We start from the raw sequence: 13,928 nt of genomic DNA, 5'->3' as shown, positions 1-13,928 counted from the left end.
CCGGGCGTCGGCGGCCCGGCCCCATGGGGTGGGGTCAGCGCGGCAGTTCGGCGCGGCGCAGGGTGCGCACGCTCAGGGCCACGACCCCGCCCAGTGCGCAGACGGCGGCGCTGACGACGAAGACGGGTCCGGTGCCCCAGGCTCCGACGGCCGCGGCCGACACCGGCATGCTGAGCGGGGTGAGGCCGACGCTGACGAGACCGGAGACGGCGGTGACGCGGCCCAGGTAGGCCGGGTCGGCCTGGGTCTGCAGCAGGGCTCCGCACACGGCGCCGCTGAGCCCGGCGAGCAGCCCGATCAGCAGGGCCGTGCCGACGGCGGAGACGAGGGTGGGCGCGAAGGCGAGGCCGCCGATGGCCACGGAGCCCGCCAGGAGCGACGAGCCGGCCAGCCGGCCTGCGCGCGGGAGCCGTCCCCGCAGGGTCAGCAGCAGCGAGGCGGCGCCCGCGCCGACGCCGAACCCGGAGAGCACCCACCCCATGCCTGCGGCGCCCCAGCCGCGTTCGTCGGCCAGCAGGGTCAGGCCCACGTTGAGGGGCCCGACGAAGCCCAGGTCGCCGAGGGCGATGGCCAGCAGCAGCGGGGCGAGGACGCGGTGGCGGCGCACGTACTGCAGGCCCGCCAGCAGATCGCTCCGGGCGGTGCCGCCGGCGGCCGCCTTGTCGTCGGCGGGCAGCTCGCGGATGCGCACGGAGCACAGCAGCGGCACCGAGACCGCTATCAGCAGCCCCGCCAGGGCGAACGCGGCGGCCGCTCCGCCGACCGCCACCCCGAGACCGCCGAGCGGCCCGCCGACGACGCTCGCGAACCGGATGGCGAGGCCGCGCATGCCCTGGACGCGCGCGAGCTGCCCGCGGCTCGTCACGCGCGCGGGGAGCGCGCCCACGGCCGGCATGAAGACGGCGTCGACGGCGCCGAAGACCAGGGCGAGCAGGGCGAGCGGCCACAGGCCGGGAGTCGTCGCGTACAGCAGCGCGGCCACTGCCAGGACGGCCGCGCAGCGCACCGCGTCGCTGCCGATGACGACCCGGCGCGGGCCCAGCCGGTCGGCGATCACTCCCCCGCCCAGCATCAGCAGGGCCCGCGGCACCGCGCTCGCCGTCATCACCAGCCCGGCCTGTGCGGGGGTGCCGGCCTGTACGGCGGCCCACGACAGGGCGATGTAGTAGACGCTGTCGCCGACCATGGAGGCGGTGTAGGCGGTGAGCCAGCGCAGCACGTTGGGGTCGCGGTGGGCGGCGGGTTCGGGGGCGGGGGGTTCGGGGGCTGTGCGCTGGACGGTCTCGTGCGTGGCGGTGGTCACCGGCAGCCTCTCTCCCACGGGAGCGGACACGGAATCGGACGTGGAATCCGGCACTGAATCCGGCACGGAATCCGGCACGGAATCGGGTACGGCATCGAAGGCGGGGGCGGAGGCGGTGCCCGACGCGGCATCGGAGCCGGGGCCGCCGCCGAGCGAGGGATCAGGCACGGAACGGGAACGCGTACGTGTGCACCGAGACGTTCTCCCGGCCCTCGGCCGCCTCGCCGGGCCGAGCGGCCTCGGCGGCCCTGCCCCGCTCGTCGTACCTGCGCAGGAGCGCGAGCATCTCGGCGTTGAGCTCCGCCAGTTCGTCCGCGGTGAGCCGCAGGATGGACTCGGAGGACTCGGCGCTGCGGTTCCACTCGGGGCCCCAGTGGGTCCGCTCGTCGAGCCAGCGGCGGTACATGTCCATGCGGTCCTCGGCGAAGAGCCGGCTGGCCGCGGTGTGCGCGGCCGCCTTCTCCGGGGCGTCGCGGAAGTCCTCGTCGCGGATGCTCACGCCGTCGGAGGCGAGCCGCCACCAGCGCTCGCGGCCGTCCGCGCTCTGCGGCTCGGCCTCCTCGATGAGCCCGTGCTCGGCGAGCTTGCGCAGGTGGTAGCTGACGAGCGAGACGGCCTCGCCGACCTGGTCGGCGAGGTGGGAGGCGGTGGCGACGCGGGCGACGGTCAGCCCGCGGTACAGCTGCATCCGGAGGGGGTGGGCGAGCGCCTTCAGCGTGCCCAGGTCCGTGATCCGGCGATTGCGCTCCCTGTCTGTCATGCCTCCCACCGTAGACAGGAAGGAATAGTTGCGCAATATTTTTTGCGCAACTTCTCTTTCCTGTTTCGGCGCGAGTAAGCCCCGGCCGCCAGGCGACCGGGGCTTACCGCGTGTCAGGAGCGCCGCGCGTCGCGGAGCGCGTCCACCGGCGTCACCGCACCGGGTGTCCCGCTTCGCGCAGGGTCTGCTTGACCTCGCCGATCCGCAGGTCGCCGAAGTGGAAGACGGACGCCGCGAGCACCGCGTCCGCGCCCGCCTCGACGGCCGGCGCGAAGTCCGTGAGCCGGCCTGCGCCGCCGGAGGCGATCACCGGGACCGTCACGTGCTTGCGCACCGCGGCGATCATCTCCAGGTCGTAGCCGTCCTTCGTGCCGTCCGCGTCCATCGAGTTGAGCAGGATCTCGCCGGCGCCCAGCTCCGCCGCCCGGTGCGCCCACTCGACGGCGTCGATGCCGGTGCCACGGCGGCCGCCGTGGGTCGTCACCTCGAAGGAGCCCGACTCCGTGCGCCGGGCGTCCACCGACAGGACCAGCACCTGCCGCCCGAACCGTTCGGCGATCTCCCTGATCAGCTCCGGGCGGGCGATCGCGGCGGTGTTGACGCCCACCTTGTCGGCGCCGGCCCGCAGCAGCTTGTCGACGTCCTCCGGGGTGCGGACCCCGCCGCCCACGGTCAGCGGGATGAACACCTGCTCGGCGGTGCGGCGCACCACGTCGTACGTCGTCTCGCGGTTGCCGGAGGAGGCGGTGATGTCCAGGAACGTCAGCTCGTCGGCGCCCTCGGCGTCGTACACCTTGGCCATCTCGACGGGATCGCCCGCGTCGCGCAGGTTCTGGAAGTTGACGCCCTTGACCACCCGGCCGGCGTCCACGTCCAGGCAGGGGATGACTCGTACGGCCAGCGTCATGGCGCGGACACCTCCTCTTCGCCGCCCGAGCGGAACGCCTCGACCTCGACCTCGACGACCAGGCTCGGGTCCACGAAGCCGGACACGATGACCATGGACGCGGCCGGCCGGACGGCGTCGAACAGCTCCTTGTGGGCGCGCCCGATGTCGTCGACGTCCCGCGCGTGGGTGAGGTACATGCGCGTGCGGACGACGTCGTCGCGGCCGAGCCCCAGCTTCTCCAGCGCGGCGAAGGCCACGTTGAAGGCGTTGATCGTCTGCTCGTACGGCCCCCCGGCGGCGATCTCGCCGTCCACCACGGAGGTGCAGCCGGAGACGAGCACCAGCCCGCCCGGCAGCTGCACCGCGCGGGAGTAGCCGAAGGCCTCCTCCCAGGGTCCGCCGGACCCGATCCGGCGCACCTCGCTCACCGGGCCACCGCTTCCAGGGCCTCTTCCAGGGTGAACGCCTTCGCGTACAGCGCCTTGCCGACGATGGAGCCCTCGACGCCGAGCGGGACCAGCTCGGCGATGGCCCGGAGGTCGTCCAGCGACGACACGCCGCCGGAGGCGACGACGGGCCGGTCGGTGACCGCGCAGACGTTCTTCAGCAGCTCGAGGTTCGGGCCCTGCAGGGTGCCGTCCTTGGCGATGTCGGTGACCACGTACCGCGCGCAGCCCTCCTGGTCGAGACGGGCCAGCGTCTCGTAGAGGTCGCCTCCGTCGCGGGTCCAGCCGCGGCCGCGCAGGGTGGTGCCGCGGACGTCCAGACCGACCGCGATCCTGTCCCCGTGCTCGGAGATGACCTTGGCGACCCACTCGGGCGTCTCCAGGGCGGCCGTGCCCAGGTTCACCCGCGTGCAGCCGGTGGCGAGGGCGGCGGCGAGGGTGTCGTCGTCGCGGATGCCGCCGGAGAGCTCCACCTTGATGTCCATCGCCTTCGCGACCTCGGCGATCAGCGCGCGGTTGTCGCCGGTGCCGAACGCGGCGTCCAGGTCGACCAGGTGCAGCCACTCGGCGCCCGACCGCTGCCAGGCGAGGGCCGCCTCGAGCGGAGAGCCGTAGGAGGTCTCGGTCCCGGACTCGCCGTGCACGAGACGGACGGCCTGGCCGTCGCGGACGTCGACGGCGGGGAGGAGTTCGAGCTTGCTCACAGTGTTCCGATCCAGTTGGTGAGGAGCTGGGCTCCGGCGTCGCCGGACTTCTCGGGGTGGAACTGCGTGGCCCACAGGGCGCCGTTCTCCACGGCGGCCACGAACGGCTCGCCGTGCGTCGCCCAGGTCACCCTGGGGGCGCGCATCGCCGGGTTGAGCACTTCCAGGGACCAGTCGTGGACGGCGTAGGAGTGCACGAAGTAGAAGCGGGCGTCCGCGTCGAGGCCGGCGAACAGCTGGGAGTCGGCCGGGGCGTCCACGGTGTTCCAGCCCATGTGCGGCACGACGTCCGCCTGCAGCGGCTCGACGGCGCCGGGCCACTCGTCGAGGCCCTCGGTCTCCACGCCGTGCTCGATGCCGCGCTCGAACAGGATCTGCATGCCGACGCAGATGCCCATGACCGGCCGTCCGCCGGAGAGCCGGCGGCCGATGATCCAGTCGCCGCGGGCCTCCTTCAGGCCGCGCATGCAGGCGGCGAAGGCGCCGACGCCCGGCACCAGCAGTCCGTCGGCGTTCATCGCGGTGTCGAAGTCACGGGTGATCTCGACGTCCGCGCCGGTGCGCGCGAGGGCGCGCTCGGCGGAGCGGACGTTGCCGAAGCCGTAGTCGAAGACCACGACCTTCTTCGCGCCGTTCGCGCTGCTCAATTCCACACCTCCAGCCGCATCACACCGGCGACGAGGCACATCGCGGCCCCTATCGAGAGCAGCACGATCAGGCTCCGGGGCATCTGCTGCTTGACGAAGGAGTAGATGCCGCCGGCCAGGAAGAGGCCGACGACGATCAGGATGGTCGACAGTCCGGTCATGGCTTTACAGCGCGCCCTTCGTGGAGGGGAGGATGCCGGCCGCGCGCGGGTCGCGCTCGGACGCGTAGCGCAGGGCCCGGGCCAGCGCCTTGAACTGGCACTCCACGATGTGGTGCGCGTTGCGCCCGTAGGGCACGTGCACGTGCAGCGCGATCTGCGCCTGGGCGACGAACGACTCCAGGATGTGCCGGGTCATCGTCGTGTCGTACTCGCCGATCATCGGCGCCATCTTCTCGGGCTCGGTGTGCACGAGGTAGGGGCGGCCGGAGAGGTCGACGGTGACCTGGGCGAGGGACTCGTCCAGCGGGACCGTGCAGTTGCCGAAGCGGTAGATCCCCACCTTGTCGCCGAGGGCCTGCTTGAAGGCGGCGCCCAGCGCGAGGGCGGTGTCCTCGATGGTGTGGTGCGAGTCGATGTGCAGGTCGCCGTCGGTCTTCACGGTCAGGTCGAACAGACCGTGCCGGCCGAGCTGGTCGAGCATGTGGTCGTAGAAGCCGACACCGGTCGACACGTCGACCTTGCCGGAACCGTCGAGGTCGATCTCGACGAGGACCGAGGTCTCCTTCGTGGTGCGCTCGATTCTTCCGACGCGGCCTTCGCGAGTCATGCGCTCGTCTCCTTCTTCAGTTCACGGACCGCGTCGAGGAACGCGTCGTTCTCTTCGGGGGTTCCGGCGGTGACCCGAAGCCAGCCGGGCACCCCGTTGTCCCGGACCAGGACGCCCCGGTCGAGGATCTGCCGCCACACCGCGTGGGCGTCGTCGAACCGCCCGAACTGCACGAAGTTGGCGTCGGACGGCGTGACCTCGTAGCCGGCCGCGAGCAGTTCGCCCACCAGGCGGTCCCGCTCCGACTTCAGCTGTTCGACGTACTTCAGCAGGGTGTCGGTGTGTTCCAGGGCGGCCAGCGCGGTCGCCTGGGTGACCGCCGACAGGTGGTAGGGCAGCCGGACCAGCTGGACGGCGTCCACCACCGCCGGGTGCGCGGCGAGGTACCCGAGGCGCAGGCCCGCCGCGCCGAAGGCCTTCGACATCGTGCGCGACACGACGAGGTGCGGCCGGCCCTCGATCAGCGGCAGCAGCGAGTCGCCGTGGCTGAACTCGATGTACGCCTCGTCGACCACGACGATCGACGGCTTCGCGGCCTGGGCGGCCTCGTACAGTGCGAGGACCGTCTCGGCCGGGACCGCGGTGCCGGTGGGGTTGTTGGGGGTGGTGACGAAGACGACGTCGGGGCGGTGCTCGGCGATGGCCCTCTCGGCGGCCGCGAGGTCGACGGTGAAGTCGGCGCCTCGCGGCCCGGAGATCCACCCGGTCCCGGTGCCGCGGGCGATGAGAGCGTGCATCGAGTACGACGGCTCGAAGCCGATGGCCGTGCGGCCGGGTCCGCCGAAGGTCTGCAGCAGCTGCTGGAGGACCTCGTTGGAGCCGTTGGCGGCCCACACGTTGCCCGCGGCGACCTCGTGCCCAGTCGTGTCGCTGAGGTACTTCGCCAGCTGCGTCCGCAGCTCCACGGCGTCGCGGTCCGGGTACCGGTTGAGCTCGCGGGCCGCGTCGCGCACCCGCTCGGCGATCCGCTCGACCAGCGGCTCGGGCAGCGGGTAGGGGTTCTCGTTCGTGTTCAGCCGTACGGGGACGTCCAACTGGGGCGCGCCGTAGGGGGACTTGCCGCGCAGCTCGTCCCGTACGGGGAGATCGTCGATTCCGAAGCTCACTTGCTCGTCGGCACCTTCCATGCGAACCGCGCCTTGATCGCCGCCCCGTGGGCGGGCAGGTCCTCCGCCTCCGCCAGCGTCACCACGTGGTGCGCGACCTCGGCGAGCGCGTCGCGCGTGTAGTCGACGATGTGGATGCCGCGGAGGAAGGACTGCACGGACAGCCCGGAGGAGTGGCAGGCGCAGCCACCCGTGGGGAGCACGTGGTTGGAGCCGGCCGCGTAGTCGCCGAGCGAGACCGGCGCCCAGGGCCCGACGAAGATCGCGCCCGCGTTCCGCACCCGGTCGGCCACGGCGGCGGCGTCCGCCGTCTGGATCTCCAGGTGCTCCGCGCCGTAGGCGTCGACCACCCGCAGACCCTCCTCGACGCCGTCGACCAGCACGATCGCGGACTGCCGGCCGGCGAGCGCCGGGACGATCCGGTCCTCGACGTGCTTGGTGGCCGCGACCTGCGGCTCCAGTTCCCTGGCGACCGCGTCCGCCAGCTCGACGGAGTCGGTGACCAGGACGGCGGCGGCCAGCGGGTCGTGTTCGGCCTGGCTGATCAGGTCGGCGGCGACGTGCACGGGGTCGGCCGTGGCGTCGGCGAGGACGGCGATCTCGGTCGGTCCCGCTTCGGCGTCGATGCCGATCCTGCCGGCGAAGTAGCGCTTGGCGGCGGCGACCCAGATGTTGCCGGGGCCGGTGACCATGTTCGCGGGCGCGCAGGACTCCGTGCCGTACGCGAACATCGCGACGGCGGTCGCGCCACCGGCCGCGTACACCTCGTCGACGCCGAGCAGGGCGCAGGCGGCGAGGATCGTCGGGTGGGGCAGGCCTGCGAACTCGGCCTGGGCGGGCGAGGCCAGGGCGATGGACTCGACGCCCGCCTCCTGGGCGGGCACCACGTTCATCACCACGGAGGACGGGTAGACCGAGCGGCCGCCGGGCGCGTACAGACCGACCCGGTCGACGGGCACCCACTTCTCGGTCACGGCGCCGCCGGGCACGACCTGCGTCGTGTGGGTCGTACGGCGCTGCTCGCGGTGGACGAGGCGGGCGCGGCGGATGGACTCCTCCAGGGCCGCGCGCACGTCGGGGTCGAGCCCGTCCAGCGCGTCGGCGATCGCGCGGGCCGGGACCCGTACGGATTCCAGCCGCACCCCGTCGAACCTCTCGGCGAAGTCGATCAGCGCCGCGTCGCCACGATGATGCACGGCCTCGCAGATCGGACGCACCTTCTCGAGGGCGGCCGAGACGTCGAAGTCGGCTCGGGGCAGCAGGTCGCGCAGGGCGGGTCCCTCGGGAAGGGCGTCGCCGCGCAGATCGATTCGGGAGATCACGTGGCCAATTCTCTCAGACCGGGATCGGGCGTCGTCCGCGCGTATCAATGGCTGATACAGACCGTGGCCGGAACTCGGAAGATCGCCTTCACGTTGGGTGTTCGGGGGGTCACTCAGCGGGCAGAACAGCCGTGCGAAACCCAGGAGTGACGGAGGGGGTGACGGGTGACAGCGGTCACCGACGGCGCCGGCGATCTGCCGGACGACCTGACCGCGGCCGAGGCGGGCATGTGGCAGGCCTTCCGCAACGGCAGCGCGTACGACCTGAGCAGCGGGGACACGGTCGTCGACGATCCGCACGGCGGCCATCCGTGGGGCGGGGCGCGGACGGTGCGGGCCCGGATCGTCGCCTGGCTGCTGCTGGACGGGCCGCCGGCGCTGGCCGGCCGGGTGGCCTCGATGAAGCTGGCCGGCGTGCAGATCAGCGGCTCGCTGGATCTCGCGGGCGGCACGGTGGTGCCGTACGTGGAGATGAAGCGCTGCCGGTTCGAGCGGGACGTGCTCCTGCCCGAGGCGCGGTTCACGACCATGCGGATGGTGGACTGCTCGGTGCCGCGGCTGGAGGCGGCGCGGGTGCACACCGAGGGCGATCTGCACCTCCCGCGCTGCCGCTTCCACAACGGCGTGCGGCTCACCGACGCGCACATCGGCACCGACCTGCTGCTGAACCAGGCGATCGTCTACCGGGACCGCACCGGCCGGTCCATCGCCGCCGACGGCATGACGGTCGGCCAGGACCTCCAGGCCGAACTGCTCGAGTCGCACGGCGAGCTGAGCCTGCGCAGCGCCAAGATCGGCGTGTCGCTGAGTCTGCGCGGGGCGCGGCTGGCCAACCCGTACACGCGGCTCGCGCTGAACGCGCCCCAGCTGACCGTGGAGCGTTCGCTGTACCTCACCCCGGCCGGCGTCGGCGGCCACGCGCTGAGCGGTGTCACCCCGGCCCGCGGGACGCGCATCCAGCGTTTCGAGTGCCGGGGCGGGATACGCCTGGACGACGGCCGGTTCGGGGACGCGGTGGACCTGGAGCGGGCCCGGTTCGTCCTCACGGACGAGCAGGAGCTGTCGCTGCGCCGGGTGCAGACGCCCGAGCTGCGCTTCCTGGGCGAGCAGCCGCTGCGCGGCAAGGTGGTCCTGTCCGGCGCCCGGGTGATCAACCTGGTGGACCGGGCGAGTGCCTGGCCGGGTCCGGGCGCGCTGCACATGGGCGGCTTCGCGTACGAGAACCTGGTGCCGCAGGGACCGTTCCCGCTGGCCGAGCGGTTGCGCTGGGTGGCCGCGGCGACGGCCGAGTACGCCCCGGAACCGTACGAGCGGCTGGCGGCCGTGCTGCGGACCGGCGGGGAGGACGAGGACGCGCGCGAGGTGCTGCTGGCCAAGCAGCGCCGTCGTCGTGAGACCCTGCCGCCGGCGGCGAAGCTCTGGGGCTACGCGCAGGACTGGACGGTCGCGTACGGATACCGGCCGGGCCGCGCGGCGGTGTGGATGGCGGTGCTGTGGGCGGCGAGCTCGCTGGCCTTCGCCCACGCCGCGCACCCGCCCGTCGACCGGCAGGGGCACCCGCCCTGGAACCCGGCCCTGTTCGCCCTCGACCTGCTGCTGCCGGTCATCGACCTCGGGCAGGTCGGCCAGTGGCAGCTGAGCGGCGGCTGGCAGTGGCTGTCGACGGCGCTGGTCCTGCTCGGCTGGATCCTGGCGACGGCCGTGGCGGCGGGGGCGACGAGACTGCTGCGCCGGGGCTGAGGGACAGCGGGTCCGCAGGGGTGCGCAACGGAAAAAGTTGTTGAACGCTCACCTTTACCATCCCTTGACCTCGGGGCGTACAACTTTCCGCAGGTTGCGTGAAGCCTCTGGCGCAATCTGAAGCCGCGGCTTTTCAATGGTCGGCACCATGGCTCTGCTCCCCCCGTTCATCCGTGCCTCCCGGAGCTCCCGGCAGGCACGGATCGCCGCCCCCCACAGCGCCGCCGGGCTCCCCGCCGACGACGAGGTGCTCCTCGACGTGCCCGACGACCGACTCGGGCCCGCCCTGGTCGCCGCCGCCCTCGGCGCCTACGCGCCCGCCGCCGAACTGCTGGCCCACACCCGGGAACGGGCCGAGTGGGAGTACCGCGACCGGTACACGACCCGGCTCGCCGCCTTCGCCCGCTCCCGCCCGGAGTGGTTCGAGGACTGGCGCGCAGCCGCACCGCGCGACCCCGACGTCCTGCTCGTGGCCGCCCAGCTCGCCGTGGCGCGGGCCTGGGGGTCGCCCGCCCGGGCCGAGCTGCTGCGCGAGGTGAGCCCGCTGATCACCGCCGCCGCGCAGAGCGACGTCCGCGACCCGGTGCCGTGGCGGATAGCCCTGGACCACGCCCGCGGCTCCCGGGCCGGGCACAAGTACTTCGGCGAGCTGTGGGCTGCCGCGGTGCGCCGCGCCCCGCACCACTACGGCTGCCATGTCGCCGCCAAGCGCTATCTGGCCGAGTCCTGGCACGGCTCCCACCGCGAGTGCTTCGACTTCGCCGACCGGGCCGCGCAGGACGCGCCGGCCGGTTCCCTGGTCCAGGCACTGCCGGCCCGGGCCGCCTTCGCCTATCTCACGGACGGCTGCGGGCCCGAGGTGCCGCGCGAGCGGCTGGACGCCGCCGCCGACCGCGCCGTCGCGCTCTCCGCGCGTTTCCCGGCCGCCGACCCGTGGCCGGCCGAGATCCGCAACGTGCTGACGTACGTCCTGGTCCGCCTGGACCGCCGCGACGACGCCCTCGCCCAGCTGCTGCTGATCGGCCCGTATGCCACCTCCTTCCCGTGGGGACGGCTGTCGGACGACCCCCTCGGCCACTTCCTGGCCGTGCGCGAGGAGGTCCGCTCGGGGCCGTCCGACCACCCCCCGTGGCAGCCGGGTGGCGGGCACGGCGGACGAGCCCGGCCGCTGGACCATTAGGCTTCTGCGTCGTGACCACCGTCCGTCTGCCGCTCTTCCCGCTGAACTCGGTGTTGTTCCCGGGACTCGTGCTCCCGCTCAACGTCTTCGAGGAGCGCTATCGCGCCATGATGCGCGATCTTCTGAAGACCCCCGAGGACGAATCGCGCCGGTTCGCCGTCGTGGCCATCCGTGACGGCCACGAGGTGGCGCCCAGCGCCCGGGGGCTCCCCGACCGCACGGCGGTGACCGAGCGCGGCCCGGCCGCCGGTTTCGGCGACGACCCCGCCAGGACGTTCCACGGCGTGGGCTGCGTGGCCGACGCGGCGACGATCCGCGAGCGCGCCGACGGAACCTTCGAGGTGCTGGCGACGGGCACCACCCGCGTCAAGCTGCTGTCGGTGGACGCGTCGGGCCCGTTCCTGACGGCGGAGCTGCAGGAGCTGCCGGAGGAACCGGGCGACGAGGCGGGCGCCCTCGCCGAGGGCGTACTGCGCGCCTTCCGCCAGTACCAGAAGCGGCTGGCGGGCGCCCGCGAGCGCTCGCTGGCCACCGGCGCGGACCTGCCGGACGACCCCTCGGTGGTGTCGTACCTGGTGGCGGCGGCGATGATGCTGGACGTCCCGAGCAAGCAGCGCCTTCTGCAGGCCCCCGACACGGCCTCACGTCTGCGGGACGAGCTGACCGTGCTGCGCGCCGAGACGGCGATCATCCGCAGCCTGCCCTCGCTGCCCGCGGCGGAGCTGACCCGCGCCCCGACCAGTCTCAACTGAAGGCCCCATGGCGAAGAAGCCGAAGAAGCAGCAGCAGTCCGGCGGCACGCCCGCGACGGTGGCCCTGACGGCGGCGGGCGTGGACTACACGGTCCACGCCTACGACCACGACCCGGGCCACCCGTCCTACGGCGAGGAGGCGGCCGAGGCGATGGGCGTCTCCCCCGACCGCGTCTTCAAGACCCTGGTCGCGGACGTGGACGGAGCCCTGACCGTGGCGGTGGTCCCCGTCGCGGGCTCCCTCGACCTGAAGGCCCTGGCCTCGGCGGTGGGCGGCAAACGGGCGGCGATGGCCGACCCGGCGCTCGCCGAACGCACCACGGGCTACGTCCGCGGCGGCATCTCCCCGCTCGGCCAGCGCAGGAAACTGCGCACGGTCCTGGACGACTCGGCGACGACGCACGCCACCATCTGCGTCTCGGCGGGCCGCAGAGGCCTGGAGGTCGAACTCGCCCCGGCGGACCTGACCGCCCAGACCGACGCCCTGCTGGCCCCGATCGCCCGCCCCTGACCGACCCCACTCCCCCTTCGCCCCGGCCCACCTTCCAGCCCGTCCGGCCTTCCAGCCCGTCCGGCGTTTGAGGACGAGGCCGTCCAGGCCGACGGGGGTCCAGGGGGCGGAGCGCCCTGGAGGGGTGGCCGCAGGGGCAGCGCCCCTGGAGACGGGACGGGAAGGGGCGGCGGGGGCGAAAACCGCCCCCCGCCGCTGCCCGCCCCTACGCCGTAGGCGCCCCGTACGCGTCCTTCGGCGCCTCCCCGTACGGCGGGAACGGCTCGGGATCCCGGGGTCCGAACAACGCCGTGAGCCCCAGATGCACCAGCATCGCGGCCAGCGACCACGCCAGCAGCGCCCCCTTCGCCCCGAGCTTCAACGGCGCCGAGAACGTGACGCCCTTGCCGGCGGCCTGCGCGTGCGCGATCACATCGGAGTCGGGCCCGAGCCACACCCCGAGCCGCCAGGCCAGCAGCGAGCCGAGAAGACCGCCCAGGCCGAGCGCCACCACCAGGGGCACTCCCCCGCGCCGCCGCCACATGAAGACCGCCGCCGCACTCACGGCGCCGCAGGCCAGGGCCAGCAGGGTGAACGTGCCGTCCACCCCGATCGCCTGCTCCCCCTCGGTGTCCTTGAAGTAGACGACCCAGCTGCCGTCCGACAGCTCGCCGACGAGCGGCACCTGCGGCGCCAGCCACACCCACAGCAGCCCCAGCAGCACCCCGACGAGGGCGACCCCCACCGTGATCACGGCGGCTTCCCGCAGTTCGGTCTTCATCCCGGGCCCGTCCTGTCCGTACGCGCCGTCGTGGGGCGCGGTGGCCGCGTACCCTCCGGACGACGGCGGCCAGGCCTCGTGCGGAGACGGTTCGTGCGGCGGCGGAGGCGGAGTCAGCGGTGCGGTCACACTGACATCGTGCCAGGCGCGCCCGTGCGGCGCGTCACCGGACGGCGGCCCGGCGGTACGCCCAGGTCGCGACGGCCAGCGAGACGACGCCCACGCCCGCGCACACGGCGAGGTCGCCGAGCACGAACGCCCAGTCGGGGTGCGGCCCGAAGGTCCGCGCGAAGGCCTCGACCCCGTAGGTGGACGGGAGCAGGTCCCGGGCGAGACGCACCGCCTCCGGCATCCGGTCCGGCGGCAGGACGCCCAGCAGCAGCGCCGCCGACATGCCGAGCTGCCCCAGCACGGTGGCCAGCTCCGGCCGCGGCGCGAGCAGCCCGAAGGCCGCGCCGAGTCCGGACAGCGCGGCGCCCGCCAGGGGGATGACGGCCGCCAGCACCCACAGATGGGTCAGCGGCAGCCCGAACAGCGCACAGCCGAAGACCGCGGTCACCAGCGTCCCCGGCACGGTGAACGAGGCGTAGGCCCCGGCCGCGCCCAGCACGACGGCGGCCGGCGGCACGGGCAGGGTCGCGTAGTGGTCCAGCCCCCCGCTCGCCCGCAGCTGCCCGAAGTACTGCGCGAGCAGGTTCAGCGCGACGAAGGCCACGACGAGCACCGCGGAGCCCGCCACCACGGCCTCCGCCTCGTTTCCGCCGTCCACCACGCCACGCATCATGATCAGGATGCCGACCGACTGGAAGGTCGCCACGAACAGCAGCGGGATGCGCGCCACCCGCGCCCGGGACAGCTGCGCCCGGTACACGGCCACGAGGGACGGCCACAGCCGGGCACGCGGCGCGAGTTCGGCGGCCGCGGCGCGGGGCGTCTCGGTGACGGCCCGGGCGCCGCCCGGCAGAACCTCGGCGGGTACGACACTCACGTGGCGCTGCTCCTCTTCCCTACGGCTCTCATACCGTCCCATACGGGCCCGG

Annotated in this window: 16 protein-coding genes; 4 read left to right on the top strand and 12 right to left on the bottom strand. The window is 73.5% G+C overall.

Going from position 1 to position 13,928, the window contains the following annotated elements:
- Window positions 1-34: 34 nt before the first annotated feature.
- The 10 genes from OHS82_RS31405 to hisD form a co-directional block, all read right to left on the bottom strand.
- Entirely contained in the window at window positions 35-1,219 is a 1,185-nt protein-coding gene (locus OHS82_RS31405; protein ID WP_057580312.1) for an MFS transporter, read from the bottom strand.
- A gap of 244 nt (window positions 1,220-1,463) precedes the next feature.
- Window positions 1,464-2,063 (bottom strand): ArsR/SmtB family transcription factor, encoded by a 600-nt coding sequence (locus OHS82_RS31400; protein WP_057580137.1) that lies wholly within the window; start codon window positions 2,061-2,063, stop codon window positions 1,464-1,466.
- A gap of 151 nt (window positions 2,064-2,214) precedes the next feature.
- Window positions 2,215-2,970: an imidazole glycerol phosphate synthase subunit HisF gene (hisF, locus tag OHS82_RS31395; RefSeq protein ID WP_057580133.1), complete on the bottom strand. Its 756-nt coding sequence runs from the start codon at window positions 2,968-2,970 to the stop codon at window positions 2,215-2,217.
- Window positions 2,967-3,380 (bottom strand): RidA family protein, encoded by a 414-nt coding sequence (locus OHS82_RS31390; protein ID WP_057580130.1) that lies wholly within the window; start codon window positions 3,378-3,380, stop codon window positions 2,967-2,969. Before OHS82_RS31390 ends, hisF begins: the two co-directional genes overlap by 4 nt.
- Window positions 3,377-4,102: a bifunctional 1-(5-phosphoribosyl)-5-((5-phosphoribosylamino)methylideneamino)imidazole-4-carboxamide isomerase/phosphoribosylanthranilate isomerase PriA gene (gene priA / locus OHS82_RS31385; protein ID WP_057580127.1), complete on the bottom strand. Its 726-nt coding sequence runs from the start codon at window positions 4,100-4,102 to the stop codon at window positions 3,377-3,379. The genes OHS82_RS31390 and priA overlap by 4 nt, the downstream gene beginning before the upstream one ends.
- A complete protein-coding gene (hisH, locus tag OHS82_RS31380) occupies window positions 4,099-4,755 on the bottom strand; it encodes an imidazole glycerol phosphate synthase subunit HisH (RefSeq protein WP_057580124.1) in 657 nt (218 codons plus the stop codon). The genes priA and hisH overlap by 4 nt, the downstream gene beginning before the upstream one ends.
- Window positions 4,746-4,910 (bottom strand): hypothetical protein, encoded by a 165-nt coding sequence (locus tag OHS82_RS31375; protein WP_057580120.1) that lies wholly within the window; start codon window positions 4,908-4,910, stop codon window positions 4,746-4,748. Before OHS82_RS31375 ends, hisH begins: the two co-directional genes overlap by 10 nt.
- A gap of 4 nt (window positions 4,911-4,914) precedes the next feature.
- Window positions 4,915-5,517 carry an imidazoleglycerol-phosphate dehydratase HisB gene (gene hisB, locus OHS82_RS31370; RefSeq protein ID WP_057580118.1) on the bottom strand — a complete coding sequence of 201 codons (603 nt, stop codon included), beginning with the start codon at window positions 5,515-5,517 and terminating at the stop codon, window positions 4,915-4,917.
- Window positions 5,514-6,623 (bottom strand): histidinol-phosphate transaminase, encoded by a 1,110-nt coding sequence (locus OHS82_RS31365; RefSeq protein ID WP_057580115.1) that lies wholly within the window; start codon window positions 6,621-6,623, stop codon window positions 5,514-5,516. Before OHS82_RS31365 ends, hisB begins: the two co-directional genes overlap by 4 nt.
- Window positions 6,620-7,945, bottom strand: a complete 1,326-nt coding sequence (gene hisD, locus OHS82_RS31360) for a histidinol dehydrogenase (protein WP_057580113.1) — start codon at window positions 7,943-7,945, stop codon at window positions 6,620-6,622. Before hisD ends, OHS82_RS31365 begins: the two co-directional genes overlap by 4 nt.
- A gap of 165 nt (window positions 7,946-8,110) precedes the next feature.
- Between hisD and OHS82_RS31355 the strand changes: the two genes are divergently transcribed.
- The 4 genes from OHS82_RS31355 to ybaK all read left to right on the top strand — a co-directional run bounded on the left by OHS82_RS31355 (window position 8,111) and on the right by ybaK (window position 12,128).
- Window positions 8,111-9,685 carry an oxidoreductase gene (locus OHS82_RS31355; protein WP_370444148.1) on the top strand — a complete coding sequence of 525 codons (1,575 nt, stop codon included), beginning with the start codon at window positions 8,111-8,113 and terminating at the stop codon, window positions 9,683-9,685.
- 136 nt (window positions 9,686-9,821) lie between these two features.
- The gene (locus tag OHS82_RS31350; protein ID WP_057580110.1) at window positions 9,822-10,865 is read left to right on the top strand and encodes a hypothetical protein; all 1,044 of its coding nucleotides are present in this window, start codon (window positions 9,822-9,824) and stop codon (window positions 10,863-10,865) included.
- Between the two features lie 11 nt (window positions 10,866-10,876).
- Entirely contained in the window at window positions 10,877-11,617 is a 741-nt protein-coding gene (locus OHS82_RS31345; RefSeq protein WP_057580107.1) for an LON peptidase substrate-binding domain-containing protein, read from the top strand.
- A gap of 7 nt (window positions 11,618-11,624) precedes the next feature.
- Window positions 11,625-12,128: a Cys-tRNA(Pro) deacylase gene (ybaK, locus tag OHS82_RS31340; protein WP_057580104.1), complete on the top strand. Its 504-nt coding sequence runs from the start codon at window positions 11,625-11,627 to the stop codon at window positions 12,126-12,128.
- A 205-nt stretch (window positions 12,129-12,333) separates the two neighbouring features.
- Here ybaK and OHS82_RS31335 read toward each other — a convergent pair whose 3' ends face one another.
- Together OHS82_RS31335 and OHS82_RS31330 are read right to left on the bottom strand one after the other, a co-directional pair.
- A complete protein-coding gene (locus tag OHS82_RS31335; protein ID WP_079041334.1) occupies window positions 12,334-13,017 on the bottom strand; it encodes a DUF2567 domain-containing protein in 684 nt (227 codons plus the stop codon).
- Window positions 13,018-13,051: 34 nt separating this feature from the next.
- Entirely contained in the window at window positions 13,052-13,876 is an 825-nt protein-coding gene (locus tag OHS82_RS31330; RefSeq protein ID WP_443061812.1) for an ABC transporter permease, read from the bottom strand.
- Window positions 13,877-13,928: the final 52 nt, after the last annotated feature.

Source organism: Streptomyces sp. NBC_00425 (assembly GCF_036030735.1).
Classification (GTDB): domain Bacteria; phylum Actinomycetota; class Actinomycetes; order Streptomycetales; family Streptomycetaceae; genus Streptomyces.
Note: the sequence above shows the minus strand (reverse complement) of the source record. Positions and strands in the feature narration are given on the sequence as shown.